Raw genomic sequence first — 16512 nt, 5'->3', positions numbered from 1 at the left:
CTATACTCGTGTTGCGACCATTGAGCCATCCTTGGTAGTAATACAATATATGTATGGTTTATGGCTGATGTCAGAGCATACATTGCTCCCAATTCAATATATCTATTGTTATAGAGCGAGTAAATGGACTAGGCGGACGAGGTAAATGAATATACACACTTTTGATAATCATTATGTTACTTGCCCAATTTGCCAAAGAAATGGTACGCCCAAACCAGTTAAAACGCGCATGGGCTTGTTTTGCTGTCCCTATTGCCAGGAACGGCTAGTAGTTTGCCAAAGCGGTCATTATGTGCGCGATCCGTTTACCTGGAGACAATTGATGATTGCTTCGTCGCTACGTCGTCAAAGCCGACCTTTAGCGAGGATTGTCAGAGATTTTGTCCTGCTTAAGCGTCCGATGATCGCTCTGGCTGTAGGAAGTGCTATTTTCTTTAGTGCGATCGCTCTGACTCAGCAAAAGACAAACTACGATCGCCAAATCTTTTCCACAACAGAGAAAGTTAATCAACCAGGAAACAAATCTCAATAAATGAATTACTTTGGTATAAATCAAATTTTACTTTGATTCTTGTAATTTTATAAGTAAATACTCCTGTAAAACCGTGTCTTATTCGCCCCAAATAGGACACGGTTTTACATTATGTCCGCTTAAAGACTTTTCTGACATGAAGGCGCGTAAAGTAATTAAGGTGGCGATGATTCCTTAGTATTTTTGCAGCCAATTCACAGGGCAAACTACAATAACTAATAACACTACAGAATTAGGCTAAAGCACTATGACTCCTCAAGTCATTACCCCAGTATTGATGATTGAACCCTCATCATGGCTACGCTCTGGCATTACCATTGAGAAAATTGATAATGTTAACATTGCTAAGTTCACGGATGAATTACATACTCGTCTAGAAGAATTGCTTGAGAAAAGAAAAGCTGGATTGTTGACTTCTGAAGAAGAATCAGAATATGCTGGAATTGCTGAACTGGAGCGCATCTTGACTTTTGTTAACGCTAAATTGATTGCCAGTCGTGGGTGTTAAAGATGGCACTCGGCAGTTTGTGCGCGAAAGAGCTAAATATCTGTGTGAATATTGTCATTCTCCTGAACGCTCCAGTTCAGATCGGTTTACAATAGATCATCTTGTTCCACAATCATTAGGTGGCTCAGATGAAGATAAAAACTTAGCTCTAGCTTTGATACGCTCTCATAAATCAGCTTACAGAGTTATCAGAGCAAGAGCTATGAATAATTTCCCTGTTTATTATAGTTTAATTGTACTACTTTAAGCTTCTATCCAGTGAATCGTAAAGTAAAAGTAATTTATCCCAGCCTACGGGTTAAGATAGTTCAGCAAAAAATTTATCTCAAGTTACCAAATATTGGCGTAGGCGTAGCCCAACCTAGGCATCGCTCTCTTGGAGAAAAACTTTTCGATTTACTGATATTAGCCTTTTCTAGCTGCTAAACGGGTATAATCTCCCAGCCATTGAGACTTTTTAGCCTCAGATTTGAAGGGAAAAAGCCACATTTCTATCAATCCAATGATGACACTTTTTCGCCATAGTGCTTTTCTCTGATCTGTCCTGATTCTTTGCGATTTATCAAAATAAGCTTCTATAGAAATATCCGGCAATAACTGTAAATTCAAGTCACGCATTATTTTCTGCCGAAATTTTAGATGCGATCGCAATAGTTCTTCAGGAGTTACTCCCTGTTCAAGAACACTTATTCCCCTTGGGCGGCGTAAAAAGGCATAGAAAATAGCGGGATTAAGAGAATTATCTTTAAAACTAACTGACCATTCTTGCTCTAAAGCACTGCTAATAGCACAAAACACGAATGAAAGTCCAGGTGTTTGCATAACTTCTGCAAAACAAAGATGTTTTGGATGGCAAAAAAGTCTAGCGACACTAAGGGAAGATTCTGAGAGTTCTAAGTCACTAATTCTAGTAAAACCGAGGGATTCTTAAGCATTCGTGTAGTAGTTGAAAGTCTTAGTATCTATTTGAGATATATCTTCTAGCTGTGTGGGGACGAATTTTAATTTACTAGAAATATTTGAGATAAATAGTATCTTGACAACTACCTCAAAGAATAGAATCAATGGGAGTATATTAATCAGAATAGAACAGATATATACCGGAAAAAAATTTAGACCTAGTAGATAGTGGAGTATTATCTTAGCGACAAAAGCATACCAAATAAACCAAAAGCTAAAAGCAGATATCTATGTAATTGTTTTTGCTTTCATAGCTTGATATTTCTGGGTATTTAAATGCTGGTTCCTGGTAGATAGTCCGATAAATTTACTATCACTCTATGTATGGTTCCCAAAAAATGAATACCTCAAACATTAAAAAACAATCTCATAGCCGAATTTTTAAAGAATCTTCCCCCCATCTTCCTTCCTAGAGGCAATTCGCCAAGCCGTTAACCACTTCCACGGGGCATTTGCGATCGCAGTTATTTCTGCTGATTACAGAGCGGGAAGGCGCAAGGGACATCTATGGGGTCAATCTAAAATCCAAAATCCCAAATTGAGTCAGATATATTTTTGCCACGCAGATGAGCTAATTTGACATTAACGCTATATAGTTGCTACAACGGTGAACTAATTAGTTCCTGATGGAAATTACCTAAAAATATTTTGATTACTTTCTAACTACTATGTTGAGAGGAATACCAAGTCAATTTATGCCATTTCAGATGCTACGCCGAAGTTTTGAGGATCGGCTTTCGACCTACCCAGCTTTCAGCCGCAGAAGCGTCTACAGACTTCTCCCCTTGTTAATGGGAGGATGGTTAGTGCTGATTCCCGACTCTACCCCAGCACAAGCACAAATCCACAACAGCAACGTGCTACTAGCTCAAGATGGAGGTGAAATTTTACCGCCACCGCCAATAATTCCCCTTGGTCAACAGCCATCACCACAATTACAACTAGTACAGGACAATCAATTAGAGCAGAATTTTCAGCCCTCCCAACCATTACAAAACAATCAATTAGAGCAGAATTTTCAGCCCTCTCAACCTGCACAGTTTAGTCAATATAACCAGAACTTTGAACGCTACTTAGTTTATGTTGATGGTAGTGATTTGCAGACGCTACAACAAATACGTCGGATTGAACCCAGTGCTTACATTCGCCAGTATCAAGGACGGAATGTAATTCAGTCAGGAGTTTTTAACAAAGTATCTAACGCCCAACAACGAGTCAGTGAGCTACAGTCACGAGGTATATATAGCGCCCGGATTATCAGCTTCGCTAACGGACAGGAAATAGGTGTAGGTAGTAGTGACTTTGTAGGCGATCGCAATAATCGCAATAATATAAGTGCTAGTAGGCCAGTCTCTAGATATTATGTCGCCATTCCGACCACTTCAGAACAGTTACCTGCGATCGCAGCCCAAATTAGGCAGAATCTAGCCCGATTTAGCCAAGATTTAGGACGATCTGGCGCAGTCCTCGAAAGGACGCAACCACGAGGACCACACGTAGCAGTAGGGCCTTTTTCTGATCGATTCCAAGCTGAGGAATGGAATAAATATCTGCGAAATATAGGATACCGGAATGCTAGGGTTTACTACGGGAAGTGAAGAAGTTAGGAGAGACGCGATTAATCGCGTCTGTACAAGAGTTTGGAGGATTTTGGATTGAAGAAAAAATCTAAAATCCAAAATTGAATGACTCGCCACTCCCTCGATTCTTAACGTAGGGATTCAATAATTACTGCTGTTTTAGTATCTCAAGTGACAAACTATCTTTTACCAGAAGACTTTAGGGTATATGTTAGCGCCCAATGGGGTGTTGTCAACTGGCCTGCGCCTGGATATATAGAGAAAATTTTGCCCACCTTTAACAAGTACACATTGCAAGATGGTGGTTATATTGCTTGTTATTCTCACAATCAAGAAGGAAGTATTTATTCTGTTGGTGGTGGAATTTATGTAATGGGTCAAATCCGATTACAAGGTGGATATATTGGGCGGATATTTCAACCCAAGGGTTATGAAGGTAAAGATATTAGTGCAGCTATTGAATTCAAAACTCTTTGCAATCAGATATTTCCTGCTGCACGCTCTGGAGGTTGGGCTGGTGGTGATACTGGCGGTTGGTTTGGAATCCAGTAATATAGTTTTCAATAGACCTGTCCGAAATTTTATTTCGGCAGAAAAAAATGGGAGAACGGAGATTTGCAATATGGAATGGGTATTTGGGGCAGTAGCAGGTCTGGGTTAACAACGAAATTTTTGGAATATGTAGCCGACATTCCGCACTTCTAAATGTCATACTTTAATGCTTCAAAAAATCTTATAAAAAACCGTCTATATTATTAAGCATTAACACTGATATTTTCTAGGCTTTTGGCGTAGGCGTAGCCCGTGGTAGACAGCTACAGCAGATGGCAACAAGCGCCTCTGTACAGATTATTGTAAGGGCACAACATTGTTGTGCCCCTACCTGTGTACCTCATTTACTTGAAAAACGCTGTAATATAACCAAGGGTAAAATATCCTTGAGCGATCGCAATTTCCATATAACATCACCTTACCATCAGATATTATGGTAATTCTGTGCATAGTTATTCCTAGCAACTATACTATTATTAGCTAAATAGGGAAATATCATGGAAGGTAAAAGATTTATCCATGCCTTGCGATTAGAAAACTTCCTTTCCTATGGAAGTGAGGGTGAAGAAATTGAACTGCAACCTCTGAATGTTTTAATTGGGGCTAATGCTTCTGGGAAATCGAATTTAATTGAAGCAATTGGAATTTTAAGGGCAACACCCACAGACTTACCGGCCCCATTTCGTCTAGGGGGAGGTATTAGGGAGTTTCTGTGGAAGGGTGGACAAGAAAATCCAGTAGCTAAAATAGAAGTTACTTTAAATTACCCTCAAAGACTCCAGAATTTACGCTATTATGTTAAGTTGACTTCGATTAGTCAAGGATTAGAGCTAGTGGACGAAGCTGTAGAAAATGAACAAAGATATCAAGGTGAAAGCGATGTCTATTTTTACTATCGTTACCAAAGCGGCCATCCAGTTTTAAATATTAACAAGATAGAGAATGATGGAGAACCATTCAAACGCTCTCTTCGCCGAGAAGATTTGATTCCAGATCAGTCAGTTTTATCTCAAAGAAAAGATCCAGACCTTTATCCAGAACTTTCTTATCTCAGCACAAAATTTTCTAATATTGGTTTATATCGTTACTGGGAAATGGGGCGATCTTCAGAACTAAGAAAACCTCAAAAAACTGACTTACCCGAACATCCTTTACTAGAAGATGGCAGTAATCTAAATATAGTGCTAAACAACTTACAACACCAAGTAGGTAATAGAAGAGTTATTGAAAAACTGAAAAAATTTTATGAGGCAGCTGAAGAACTGAGTGTAAGAATATATGGCGGTACAGTACAGATATTTATTCGTGAAGAAGGTTTTATTCAACCAATTCCTGCAAATCGTTTATCTGATGGTACACTCCGTTATTTATTTTTAATGGCTTTACTGCTTGACCCAACTCCACCACCACTTATTTGTATTGAAGAACCAGAGATTGGTTTACATCCAGATATTCTACCGACTATTGCAGAAATGCTAATCGAAGCATCACAGAGAACACAATTAATAGTTACAACTCATTCTGATGCTTTAGTTTCTGCTTTGAGTGAATATCCCGAATCAGTGTTGGTGTGTGAACGCGATGAAAAAGGCTCTCATCTCCGCCGCCTTGAACCTGATAAACTAAAAAACTGGCTAGAAAATTATACTCTTGGCGACATCTGGCGGATGGGTGAAATTGGAGGAAATCGATGGTAACAGAGGTAAGAATTTATATAGAAGGTGGTGGAGACGGAAAGAATACAAAAGCTTTAATTAGACAAGGATTTAGTCAATTTTTAAAATCACTTGTAGAAATAGCTAAAAGTCAAAAAATTAAATGGGATATTACTATCTGTGGTTCTCGTAATAACGCTTTCCGTGATTTTAGGAATGCTTTAAAATCTCATCCAGAAGCCTTTAATATGTTGCTTGTTGATGCAGAAGCACCTGTTAGCACACTGTCTCCTTGGGAGCATCTGAAGTTTAGGGATAATTGGGATGAACCATCAGGTGTTGATGATAGTCATTGCCATTTAATGGTACAAGCAATGGAAGCTTGGTTTATTAGTGATATGGCAACTCTGAAAAAATTTTACGGACAGGGATTTAAAGAAAATTCTATTCCCAAGAATGCTAATGTGGAGATTATTGACAAAGATAGTTTAGAACCAAGGTTAAAAGCTGCAACTCGTAGCACTACAAAGGGTGAGTACCAAAAAATCAAACATGCCTCGAAGCTTTTAGAATTGTTAGAGGTAGACACAGTACGTAAGGCTTCGCCATACTGCGATCGCATCTTCACCACTTTAACAGAAATAATGGGTGCATCAGCAACCTAATATAACGAAGGGTAAAAAATTCTTGAGCGATCGCAATTTCCATATAACATCACCTTACATAATCCCCATTCTTAGGGGAAGATAAAGCAGCATCGCTTGTGGTTCGCAATCTTGTCTACGCCAAGGGTCACTGTTGCAATACAATGTGAATCTGGTATAAATAGTAATCGCTATAATACTGTAAGTTACAGCCAGCATCACTAGAAACACTTGCTCTTTGCGCTTTTGAGAAAGCTTCAGTCCACAAATAATGCCTGCTACTGCTCCACAGACTACTCCTAGAGGTACTAAGAATATAGCCATTTGAATTATTGTTAGCGCCCCAAGTCCCCCACCACCTGATAACCCTGGTGTAGACAATATAGGCAACATGGCAATCAGCATTATGCCGAAAAACGCTCCAATAATAGGAGGTAAAATTGTACGCTGGTTGTGATGAGAGATTGTCCTTGCTAGTAATCCAATGACACCTCCAATCAGAATTGCAATCACAACACTAAAAATTGAGCTAAAGATTAATCTCCACAGAACAGTATCAAAAATCAAGTAAACATTAAAATCAAACATTCTGGAAAATTTATATATTTATTGTCCAATTTTAATTAAGTAAAAATTTTAACGTGATCCAACAAGTTAAACCCTTATTGAGAAGTTACTAGTGGTCTGGCAAAGGTAGTTGTAAAAGCAGGTTAATTTTTTGTGTAAATTTACTGAGGTATTTAAGTCATGCTAGCCATGATTTGCCAAGCTTCGCCATACAGCGTTCACCGAAGGTGTTGGCGAAGTCATCGCCTCTTTACTACACTAACAGCCACAATGGCTACATCAGCAAGCTAATATAACGAAGGGTAAAAAATTCTTGAGCGATCGCTATTCCTCTCTAACATCAAGCTATCATCTGATATTGGGGAATTTCCGCGCGTAACTCAGTAGCATCTATGACCGCTTCTCACTCTGAAACTCCATCTAATAAGCCCGACGCGAGTACTTTTATTTCCGACCATCGACAGGTAGACCGCACCAAGCTAAGTCAAATGTACCTGCACTATGTCGAGACGAAGGATAAATATCCTCACGCCGTATTGCTGTATCGGGTGGGAGATTTCTTTGAATGCTATTTCCAAGATGCTGTAAAACTAGCGCAAGAATTGGAATTAGTCCTCACTAGTAAGCAAGCTGGGGAACAGGGACGGGTGGCGATGTCTGGTGTTCCGCACCACGCATGGGAACGCTACGCGACGATGCTGGTGGAAAAAGGCTATGCAGTCGTAATTTGCGACCAAGTGGAAGATGCTTCGGAAGCGGCTGGTAGATTGGTACGGCGGGAGGTAACGCGCATTCTTACCCCTGGCACTTTGCTAGAAGAGGGAATGCTCAAATCAAGTCGCAATAATTACCTTGCAGCAGTAGTAATTGCCGCAAATCATTGGGGTTTAGCTTATGCAGACATCTCCACAGGGGAATTTCTCACAACTCAAGGTAGTGATTTAGAACATCTGACACAAGAATTAATGCGCTTGCAACCTTCAGAGGTGTTAGTTCCCACAAATGCGCCTGATTTAGGTAGTTTGCTGCGTCCGGGAGAGACTTCGCCACATCTGCCGGAGTGTTTGCCATCATCATTTTGCTATAGTTTGCGATCGCAAGTACCATTTTCCCAAGGCGAAGCTAGACCTAGATTATTGCAGAAATTTAAGGTGCGATCGCTCGAAGGACTCGGTTGCGATCATCTTCCCCTCGCCGTTCGTGCGGCTGGCGGTCTTCTAGAATACCTGGAAGATACTCAAAAAGAAAACCCAGTCACCCTGCAAAGACTCCGCAGCTATACTGTCACCGACTACCTAATTGTTGACAATCAAACCCGCCGTAACCTAGAAATTACCCAAACTATCCGGGATGGCACTTTTCACGGTTCTCTACTCTGGGCATTAGATAAAACTAGTACAGCGATGGGTGGGCGGGCTTTACGGCGATGGTTATTGCAACCGCTACTAGATATTAAAGGCATTCGGGCACGCCAAGATACCATCCAAGAATTGATGGAAAATACGCCACTGCGTCAAGATTTACGGCAGTTATTACGCCAAATTTATGACCTAGAACGCTTGACGGGAAGGGCAGGTTCTGGTACAGCTAATGCTAGAGATTTAGTAGCTTTGGCAGATTCCCTCTCACGCTTACCAGAATTATCCTACTTAGTAGCCCAGACGCGTTCCCCTTTTCTCAAAGCTTTGCAGAAAGTCCCAAGTGTGTTGGAAGAATTGGCACAAAAATTACACGCGCATCTTGTGGAGTCGCCACCCATACTAATCAAGGAAGGCGGATTAATTCGCCCTAGTGTAAATTCCCTGTTGGATGAAAGGAAAGCGACTGTAGAAGCAGATCACCAATGGATTGCCAACTTGGAAGTTGATGAGAGAGCTAAGACGGGAATTTCCACACTGAAAGTAGGATTTAACAAAACTTTTGGTTATTATATCAGTATTTCCCGCACCAAAGCTGATCAAGTACCTGCTAATTACATCCGCAAGCAAACCTTGACGAATGAGGAACGTTACATCACCCCAGATTTGAAGGAACGAGAAGCCCGAATTCTCACGGCGCGGGATGATTTAAATCAGTTGGAATATGAGATTTTTACGGCGTTGCGGGAAGAGGTAGCACAAGAGGCGGAAGTAATTCGCAATCTATCTCGTGCAGTGGCGGCGGCGGATGTGTTGTGTGGTTTAGCTGAGTTGGCGGTGCATCAAGGTTACTGTCGTCCAGAAATGTTGTCAGGAAGGGAGATAAACGTTGTTGATGGGCGTCATCCGGTGGTGGAACAGTCTTTGCCTGCGGGTTTCTTTGTGCCAAATTCGACTCAATTGGGGAGTAGTGAAGAAGAAGATACGCTACTCCCCGATTTGATCATCCTCACCGGGCCAAACGCGAGTGGCAAAAGTTGTTATTTGCGTCAGGTGGGATTGATTCAGTTAATGGCGCAGATTGGTAGTTTTGTACCAGCTAAGTTTGCCAGATTGGGAATATGCGATCGCATTTTCACTCGTGTCGGTGCAGTGGATGATCTTGCAACTGGTCAATCTACGTTTATGGTAGAGATGAATGAAACAGCGAATATTCTCAATCATGCCACGTCTAGGTCACTGGTGTTGTTAGATGAAATTGGCCGCGGAACGGCAACATTTGATGGTCTTTCTATAGCTTGGGCGGTGGCGGAATATATCGCAGTCGATATTCGGTCACGAACGATTTTTGCTACTCATTATCATGAATTGAATGAACTGGCGAGCATTTTGCCGAATGTGGCTAACTATCAAGTGACAGTGAAAGAATTACCCGACCAAATTATCTTTTTGCACCAAGTCCAACCGGGAGGCGCTGATAAATCTTACGGTATTGAAGCGGGAAGGTTGGCGGGTTTACCAGCAGTGGTGATTCAACGGGCAAAACAAGTTATGGGACAAATTGAGAAACACAGTAAGATTGCGATGGGGCTGCAAAATCTGGATGGGTAAGCAAGTTAGTAAGCTAAAAATCTTTTAATTTGCATCCTCAAAAAAATGAATCTCTTGTGGGCATCTTGCCCGCCCTAGTTGTGCAAATTAAATGCGCGACAGCTTAATAAGGACTTTAGTCCTTATTTTCTAAGCACCAAAGTGCTTACTACAAACCATCGTTAAAATTTAGAGACACAGAAAGAAGCGATGGCTGACGGCAAGCCGCTACGCGTCTACGTTATTCCGTAACTCGTGCGTAAGTCCTAACTGAAAAAACGGATTCTCGAAATAAGATAAAAGCATCGCAGGAGTTAAGTACAGTGCCGCGTGGAACAAGGAAAAACAGTAAAAAGCCAGCAGAAAAAAACGGTTCTGAAGATTTACCACTTCTGGAGTTAGCGAACCAAGCTGGCGATCGCTTGGACATTCCCGCAATGGAACAATGGCTATGGGATGCTGCTTGTAACGTGGTGCGACGGATGCACCAAAATTCAAAGATTTTATTCTGCCGCTAATTTTCTATAAACGGCTGTCTGATGTCTTTGATGATGAGTATGAAAAGTGCGCCGAGAAGTTTGGCGGTGGAGACTTAGCCCGTGCTTTCATTGAAGCGGATCACAAAGATGCAATTAAAAATAACCGTCAGCCGATTGTGCGTTACTATGTCCCCCACGAATACCGTTGGGATACGATTCGCTTTCATCCCAAAGATGACTTAGGAGAATTTATCACAACGGCGATGCGGGAGGTGGCAAAGCGCAATCCTGGGTTATCGGGAACGCTGACGCTGAAGGATTATAACGAGAAGCAAAGCAATCAGCGCGTTTTGGATGATGACCGTTTAAAGGACTTGATTGAAGTTATTAGTCGGCATCGGTTGGGGTTAAAGAATACCAATGCAGATGTTTTGGGCGAAGCCTATGAGTATCTGCTGCGGAAGTTTGCCGAAGGACAGGGGCAAAGTGCGGGGGAGTTTCTGACACCATCAGAGGTGGGTTGGTTGATTGCAGAAATTATTGACCCTGAACCCTACACGAAGATTTATGATCCGACTTGTGGATCGGGGAGGTTGTTAACTAAGCCGCGTCTGGTGTTCAACCGCAAACATCCAGGGGAAGAGAGTAAAGCACCTCGGTTATTTGGGCAAGAGTTGAACCCGACAACTTTTGCGTTGGCGTAGCCCGCCGCAGGCATCGCTAAAATGAATATGTTCTTGCAGGATTTTACTGATACACAAATTGAGATTGGCGATACATTCCGGCAACCTAAATTTACGGTTGACAAAAAGGTGATGCGCTTTGATTATGTGGTTGCTAATCCCATGTGGAATCAGGACAACTACGGCGCAGATGCTTATGAAGAAGATTCTTTTGAACGGTTTCAGGACGGAATTGCATCGAAGTCTTCAGCAGATTGGGGATGGGTGCAGCATATTTGGGCATCGCTGAAAGATAACGGACGGGCGGCTGTCGTTTTGGATACAGGGGCGGTGTCTCGCGGTTCGGGGAGTCAGAACAAAAATCAAGAAAGGGACATCCGCAAGGTGTTTGTAGAAAGGGACAGAGTTGAAGGGGTGATTTTGCTGCCTGAAAACCTGTTTTATAATACGACTGCACCAGGGGTAATAATTTTGTTAAATCGGCTAAAACCTCTGAATCGTAAGGGCGAGTTTTTGCTAATTAATGCTGCTGATTATTTTGTGAAAGGCGATCCGAAGAATATTTTTACAAAGGAAGGAATTAAGGCGGTTGCTGAGGTTTATGGCAATTGGGAAACGCGGGAGAAGCTGAGTAAAGTTATTAAGTTAGAGGAATTGAGGGAAGCGGATTATAATCTTAGTCCCTCGCAGTTTGTGGATATTAGCGAGAAGTTTATTCATCGTGATATTACAGATATTTTGATAGATTTGGCGGTAGCCAGACAAGAGAGAGAATGGGCTGATAAAGATTTAGCTGAGGTGTTAGCAAAGTTAAATTTCAGCATCTAAGAGGGAGTGTAAATTTAATGCCTGATGAGTCGCCTGTTGACCCGTTTTGGGTAAGGTTGTGTGCAAAATACAGTGAGGCAGAAATTGCTGAGATTGAGCAGTATTTAACAAAGTGGGATGCATCTACCTATACTAGTGTGGCTCATAGTGCAATACGCTTGGGTTAGCGCAAAAAACCTTAAGCTGCGTAGGTTGGGTTGAGGAACGAAACCCAACATTTGGGCAGGTTTGTTGGGTTTCGCAAAGCCTCAACCCAACCTACAATTTTCCTTAACTGAACCGTATTGGCTCATAGTGTTGTAGATCATGCTTTTAGGAAAAATATTGACACTTTGAAATATTTAAGAAAAGCTCACAACTTTAGTAAAAAGGGAGCAGTGCGAGTCCCTAAAGCTGGATATCACGGAGATGGTGCAGCAGTTTATCGAAAAGGAAATGAGTATCTAATTGTTCGAGCAGATTCGTTTGGTATTGAAAAAATTGTTACTTATGGAGTCAATGATGAGTAGGTTAGATGTGGTAACTCAAAAAGCTAATAGAACGAAAAATCAGATTATTCATATTTTAGAACAGTTAACTAGTGATTATCAAACCACAAAATCAGAACGCCAAGAAATCGCCGCAAAATTCCCAGCCACTAATGAGGAGTTTTCGGTTTTAGAAGAAGTTGAACTATTAACAGTTAATATCAGAGGATATGCTAGTCAAATTCAAGTGAAGGGTGAGATAAAAAATCAACAGCAAGCAGCTGATAACTTAAATCACCTGAGAGTTTTTGATGTTCCTGCGGTTGCTCAATTTTACTTTGGTAGTAATGGAGAATATCAAAGCATGAAGGCTTATCTTGAGATGTTAGACTACTTACGCTTGCTGATTCTTGAGTATTTAAGTTTGTCTGCAATGAGTAGTAGGTAGGCGTAATTAAATATAAGATCAAACCTCACCCTCAATCCCTCTCCTTAGTAAGGCTACTGTGTACACACAAGTCTTTATCAAAACCTCACCCTGGTTCTGCTACGCAAACCTGTCCCTCTCCTTACTAAGGCTACGGTGTACACACAAGTCGGAAAAACTACATCCACCGAAGATTTGCAGTGCGTTACGCTGGCGTGACAAAGCTAAATTATTGCAATCATAGCGATGCCTGGGTTGGGCTACGCCTACGCATTTGTTATTTCGGCGAACTCATTTGTTATTTCGGCGTACCCATTTGTTATTTCGGCGTACCCATTTGTTATTTCGGCGTACCCATTTGTTGTTTCGGCGAACCCATTTGTTATTTCGGCGAACCCATTTGTTATTTCGGCGAACCCATTTGTTATTTCGGCGAACCCATTTGTTATTTCGGCGAACTCATTTGCTATTTCGGCGTACCCATTTGTTATTTCGGCGTACCCATTTGTTATTTCGGCGAACCCATTTGTTATTTCGGCGAACCCATTTGTTATTTCGGCGAACTCATTTGTTATTTCGGCGTACGCATTTGTTATTTCGGCGAACTCATTTGTTATTTCGGCGAACTCATTTGTTATTTCGGCGAACTCATTTGTTATTTCGGCGTGTCCATAACGTACCCCACGAAATTACTAGAAGAGTTGAAACCTATGCTGGTCATACTTGTGTGTACACCGTAGCCTTAGTAAGGAGAGGGAAGCCGGAGGCAGGGTGAGGTTTTATATTTAATTTTATCCACTTACTTACCCTTACGGGAATCTTGCTACAATTATCCTTAACCCAAGCATATTGGTTTCTAACCGCCCTTTTAAGTAAAATTAAATCCAATACAAGTCTCATTTTTATTTTCATTGAGGAAACAGTAATGACTCAAGCAATTGATAAGGAACAAATAATCATTGATGAAGTTAAAAAGTTACCTCCTGATAAGCTGGACGAGGTAATTGATTTTATTCAGTTTTTGCAATATAAGGAGAAGAAAAAGCAGGATGTAGAACATAAAGAAGAGAAAGAACCTATTTCTGCTTATGAAGCAGCCAAAGAGTTTGCTGGCTGCGTTGATGGAGGCCCTGGTGATTTAGCTACGAATAAGAAGTATTTAGAAGGCTATGGTTGGAAATGAGGAAAAAGGTACTTCTAGATACAGGCCCCTTAGTCGCATTTATCAATAATCGGGAAAATTCGCATGATTGGGCTGTTAATGAATGGAAAAAGATTGAACCGCCCTTTTTAACTTGCGAAGCAGTAATTAATGAGGCGTGTTTTATATTGCGGGATTTTTATGGTGGACAGGATACGGTTATGTCTTTAGTAGATACTGGCTTAATTCAAATCTCTTTTCGCCTCAGTGATGAGATAGGAACGGTTAGAGAGTTGCTAAAGCGGTATGAAAATGTCCCTATGTCTTTAGCTGATGCGTGTTTGGTAAGGATGAGTGAGTTGATTGCAGGGAGTTGTTTGTTGACGTTGGATAGTGATTTTCGGGTTTATCGGAGGAATAAGAATGAGATGATTGATTTGATTATTGCTGATGGAATATGAGAGGGGTAGGGATGGGTGAGATGCAAATGCCGCCTCATTGGAAAGTTGTAAAGTTGGGAGAATATTGCGAAAAGCCAGAGTATGGTTATACAGCTAGTGCAACTAAACAAGATAGTGGGTATAAATTTCTAAGAATTACTGATATTCAGGATGGTACAGTGCAATGGAATAATGTGCCATCCTGTGAAGTTGATAAAATTAAGATTGATAAATATATCTTGTTTACAGGTGACATAGTAGTTGCTCGAATCGGAGCAACTACTGGAAAATCATTTTTAATAGATGATTGCCCTCAAGCTATATTTGCCTCTTATTTAATTCGTATTAGAACGAAGCATGATTTACTACCTAGATTTTTAAATTTTTATTTTGAAACTGAAACATATTGGCAGCAGATAGATGCTAAGAAAGGAGGAAAACTAAAAGGCGGTGTAAACATTCCAATTATTAAAAATCTTCTTGTTCCACTTCCCCCCCTCCTTGAACAAAAAACGATCGCACACACTCTGCAAACCATTCAGAAAGCCAAAGAAACCTGCCAGCGAGAGTTAGAACTGGAACGGGAACGCAAAGCAGCACTGATGCAGTATCTCTTTACTCATGGGACTAATCCCGAATTTAATACTTTCCAAAAAACAAGATTTGGAAAAGCACCTCAGCATTGGAAAATAGTTCCACTAGAAAAATGTGCATTTATACAGACAGGAACTGCAAAAGGAAGAAAATTCCAAGATAGTGAGACTGTTATTTTACCTTATTTAAGAGTTGCTAATGTTCAAGATGGTTATTTAGATTTATCTGAAATAAAAGAAATTAGCATCCGAAAGTCAGAAGTAAAACGATATAGCTTAGAAGTGAATGATGTGGTTTTAACGGAAGGTGGAGATCCTGATAAACTAGGTCGTGGGTTTATTTGGGAGGGACAAATTCCTAACTGTATTCATCAAAATCATATTTTTGCAGTTAGAACTAACCGAGAAATACTTTTACCTGAATATTTAGCTTACTTGGTTCAAAGTGATTACGGAAAAGCTTATTTTTTGTCTGTAGCCCATCGAACTACAAATTTAGCTTCTATCAATAGTACAAAGCTTAAAGCTTTTCCAACACTTGTGCCAGATATCAGCGAACAAAAGAGAATTCTCACTATTTTACAAATATGCGATCGCAAAATTCAAGCCTTAGAAAAAGAAATCGCCCTTACTGACGAACTATTCCACGCCATGCTAGAACAACTGATGACAGGTAAAATTTCCACCCAACCCTTAACCGAGACTTACGTATGAGTGAAACCTCCGCCGTTCAAAGACCAATGCTGAAATATGCCTATCAAATTGGCTGGGAATATCTAACTCGAAAAGAAGCATTACAACGGCGGGAAGGGAAAGGAGAGGAAAAGCTCAAAGAAAGGTGCTTTGCTGATGTTCTTCGCACTCAACTAATTAAACTAAATCCTGGCGTTGTCACCTCTAACAATATAGATGAAATTCTCCGCCGCTTGCGAAACATTGACAACACCATCGAAGGCAACCGCGAAGCTTTAAACTGGTTGCAAGGCAAACAATCTATTTTTGTCGCCCAAGAAAACCGCGACAGAAACATTACCCTCATCGATTTTAACAACCCAGAAAATAACATCTTCCAAGTCACTGATGAATGGTCGCAAAAAGGCGTAATATTTCCCAACCGCGCTGATATTATTTTCCTAATAAACGGTATTCCTGTTGCGATCGCGGAAACCAAAGGAGAACAGAAAACAGATGGTTTAGCACTAGGCATAGACCAAATTCGCCGCTACCACAACCAAACCCCAGAATTACTCGCCTTTCCCCAAATCTTTGAAGTCACAGAACTATGGAATTTCTGGTATGGCTTAACCTGGAATACCAACCGCAAAAATCTGTTTGAATGGAAACAGACCTCTCCCCTAACCCCTCCCCTACAAGGGGATGGGAACAAGATTACTCCCCCTTCCCTTGCAGGGAAGCAGGGTGGATTAATTGTCGAGAGAGAAAAGTTTTTCTCTCTGGACCGTTGAACTCACAGGCATTGCACAAGATGAGTCGGAGTGGTGAAAGAG

18 protein-coding genes and 1 pseudogene are annotated in these 16512 nt (G+C 41.0%); 17 read left to right on the top strand and 2 right to left on the bottom strand.

Annotation, left to right across the window (positions count from 1 at the left end; all coding sequences use genetic code 11):
• Positions 1-145: 145 nt before the first annotated feature.
• From V7K31_RS25340 to V7K31_RS25330, 3 genes are all read left to right on the top strand, one after another.
• Positions 146-532, top strand: coding sequence for a hypothetical protein (locus V7K31_RS25340; protein ID WP_335097824.1), 387 nt, complete (start codon positions 146-148; stop codon positions 530-532).
• Positions 533-779: 247 nt separating this feature from the next.
• The gene (locus V7K31_RS25335; RefSeq protein ID WP_335097821.1) at positions 780-1040 is read left to right on the top strand and encodes a hypothetical protein; all 261 of its coding nucleotides are present in this window, start codon (positions 780-782) and stop codon (positions 1038-1040) included.
• A complete protein-coding gene (locus V7K31_RS25330) occupies positions 1030-1287 on the top strand; it encodes an HNH endonuclease (protein WP_335097819.1) in 258 nt (85 codons plus the stop codon). The genes V7K31_RS25335 and V7K31_RS25330 overlap by 11 nt, the downstream gene beginning before the upstream one ends.
• 158 nt (positions 1288-1445) lie before the next feature.
• Here the strand turns inward: V7K31_RS25330 and V7K31_RS25325 are convergent, their stop codons facing one another.
• Positions 1446-1862 (bottom strand): hypothetical protein, encoded by a 417-nt coding sequence (locus tag V7K31_RS25325; RefSeq protein WP_335097817.1) that lies wholly within the window; start codon positions 1860-1862, stop codon positions 1446-1448.
• An 833-nt stretch (positions 1863-2695) separates the two neighbouring features.
• Here V7K31_RS25325 and V7K31_RS25320 point away from each other — a divergent pair.
• The 4 genes from V7K31_RS25320 to V7K31_RS25305 all read left to right on the top strand — a co-directional run bounded on the left by V7K31_RS25320 (position 2696) and on the right by V7K31_RS25305 (position 6452).
• Positions 2696-3598: a hypothetical protein gene (locus V7K31_RS25320; protein ID WP_335097815.1), complete on the top strand. Its 903-nt coding sequence runs from the start codon at positions 2696-2698 to the stop codon at positions 3596-3598.
• A 153-nt stretch (positions 3599-3751) separates the two neighbouring features.
• A complete protein-coding gene (locus tag V7K31_RS25315) occupies positions 3752-4132 on the top strand; it encodes a hypothetical protein (protein ID WP_335097812.1) in 381 nt (126 codons plus the stop codon).
• 497 nt (positions 4133-4629) lie between these two features.
• Positions 4630-5829 carry an AAA family ATPase gene (locus V7K31_RS25310; RefSeq protein ID WP_335097809.1) on the top strand — a complete coding sequence of 400 codons (1200 nt, stop codon included), beginning with the start codon at positions 4630-4632 and terminating at the stop codon, positions 5827-5829.
• Positions 5823-6452, top strand: coding sequence for a DUF4276 family protein (locus tag V7K31_RS25305; protein WP_335097806.1), 630 nt, complete (start codon positions 5823-5825; stop codon positions 6450-6452). Before V7K31_RS25310 ends, V7K31_RS25305 begins: the two co-directional genes overlap by 7 nt.
• A 54-nt stretch (positions 6453-6506) precedes the next feature.
• Here the strand turns inward: V7K31_RS25305 and V7K31_RS25300 are convergent, their stop codons facing one another.
• Positions 6507-7019, bottom strand: a complete 513-nt coding sequence (locus tag V7K31_RS25300) for a hypothetical protein (protein WP_335097804.1) — start codon at positions 7017-7019, stop codon at positions 6507-6509.
• A 371-nt stretch (positions 7020-7390) separates the two neighbouring features.
• On the opposite strand from V7K31_RS25300, the gene mutS reads away from it, so the two are divergent.
• The 10 genes and pseudogenes from mutS (at position 7391) to V7K31_RS25245 (ending at position 16470) form a co-directional block, all read left to right on the top strand.
• Positions 7391-9967 carry a DNA mismatch repair protein MutS gene (gene mutS, locus V7K31_RS25295; RefSeq protein WP_335097802.1) on the top strand — a complete coding sequence of 859 codons (2577 nt, stop codon included), beginning with the start codon at positions 7391-7393 and terminating at the stop codon, positions 9965-9967.
• A 302-nt stretch (positions 9968-10269) separates the two neighbouring features.
• Positions 10270-10464, top strand: coding sequence for a hypothetical protein (locus tag V7K31_RS25290; RefSeq protein WP_335097799.1), 195 nt, complete (start codon positions 10270-10272; stop codon positions 10462-10464).
• Positions 10452-11936, top strand: a pseudogene (locus V7K31_RS31965) (N-6 DNA methylase). The gene V7K31_RS25290 and the pseudogene V7K31_RS31965 overlap by 13 nt, the downstream one beginning before the upstream one ends.
• 17 nt (positions 11937-11953) lie before the next feature.
• On the top strand, positions 11954-12103 hold the full coding sequence (locus V7K31_RS25275) for a hypothetical protein (protein ID WP_335097796.1): 150 nt from the start codon (positions 11954-11956) through the stop codon (positions 12101-12103).
• A gap of 117 nt (positions 12104-12220) precedes the next feature.
• A complete protein-coding gene (locus V7K31_RS25270) occupies positions 12221-12445 on the top strand; it encodes a hypothetical protein (RefSeq protein ID WP_335097794.1) in 225 nt (74 codons plus the stop codon).
• A 7-nt stretch (positions 12446-12452) separates the two neighbouring features.
• On the top strand, positions 12453-12851 hold the full coding sequence (locus tag V7K31_RS25265) for a hypothetical protein (RefSeq protein WP_335097793.1): 399 nt from the start codon (positions 12453-12455) through the stop codon (positions 12849-12851).
• 904 nt (positions 12852-13755) lie between these two features.
• Complete coding sequence (locus tag V7K31_RS25260) at positions 13756-14013, top strand: DUF2281 domain-containing protein (RefSeq protein WP_335005814.1); 258 nt, start codon at positions 13756-13758, stop codon at positions 14011-14013.
• Entirely contained in the window at positions 14010-14432 is a 423-nt protein-coding gene (locus tag V7K31_RS25255) for a type II toxin-antitoxin system VapC family toxin (protein ID WP_335097791.1), read from the top strand. Before V7K31_RS25260 ends, V7K31_RS25255 begins: the two co-directional genes overlap by 4 nt.
• A gap of 11 nt (positions 14433-14443) precedes the next feature.
• Positions 14444-15718 (top strand): restriction endonuclease subunit S, encoded by a 1275-nt coding sequence (locus tag V7K31_RS25250; RefSeq protein ID WP_335097788.1) that lies wholly within the window; start codon positions 14444-14446, stop codon positions 15716-15718.
• The gene (locus tag V7K31_RS25245) at positions 15715-16470 is read left to right on the top strand and encodes a type I restriction endonuclease (RefSeq protein ID WP_335097785.1); all 756 of its coding nucleotides are present in this window, start codon (positions 15715-15717) and stop codon (positions 16468-16470) included. The genes V7K31_RS25250 and V7K31_RS25245 overlap by 4 nt, the downstream gene beginning before the upstream one ends.
• Positions 16471-16512: the final 42 nt, after the last annotated feature.

The organism is Nostoc sp., assembly GCF_036917675.1.
Lineage (GTDB): Bacteria > Cyanobacteriota > Cyanobacteriia > Cyanobacteriales > Nostocaceae > Nostoc.
This window is presented reverse-complemented; position numbering and strand designations above follow the sequence as displayed.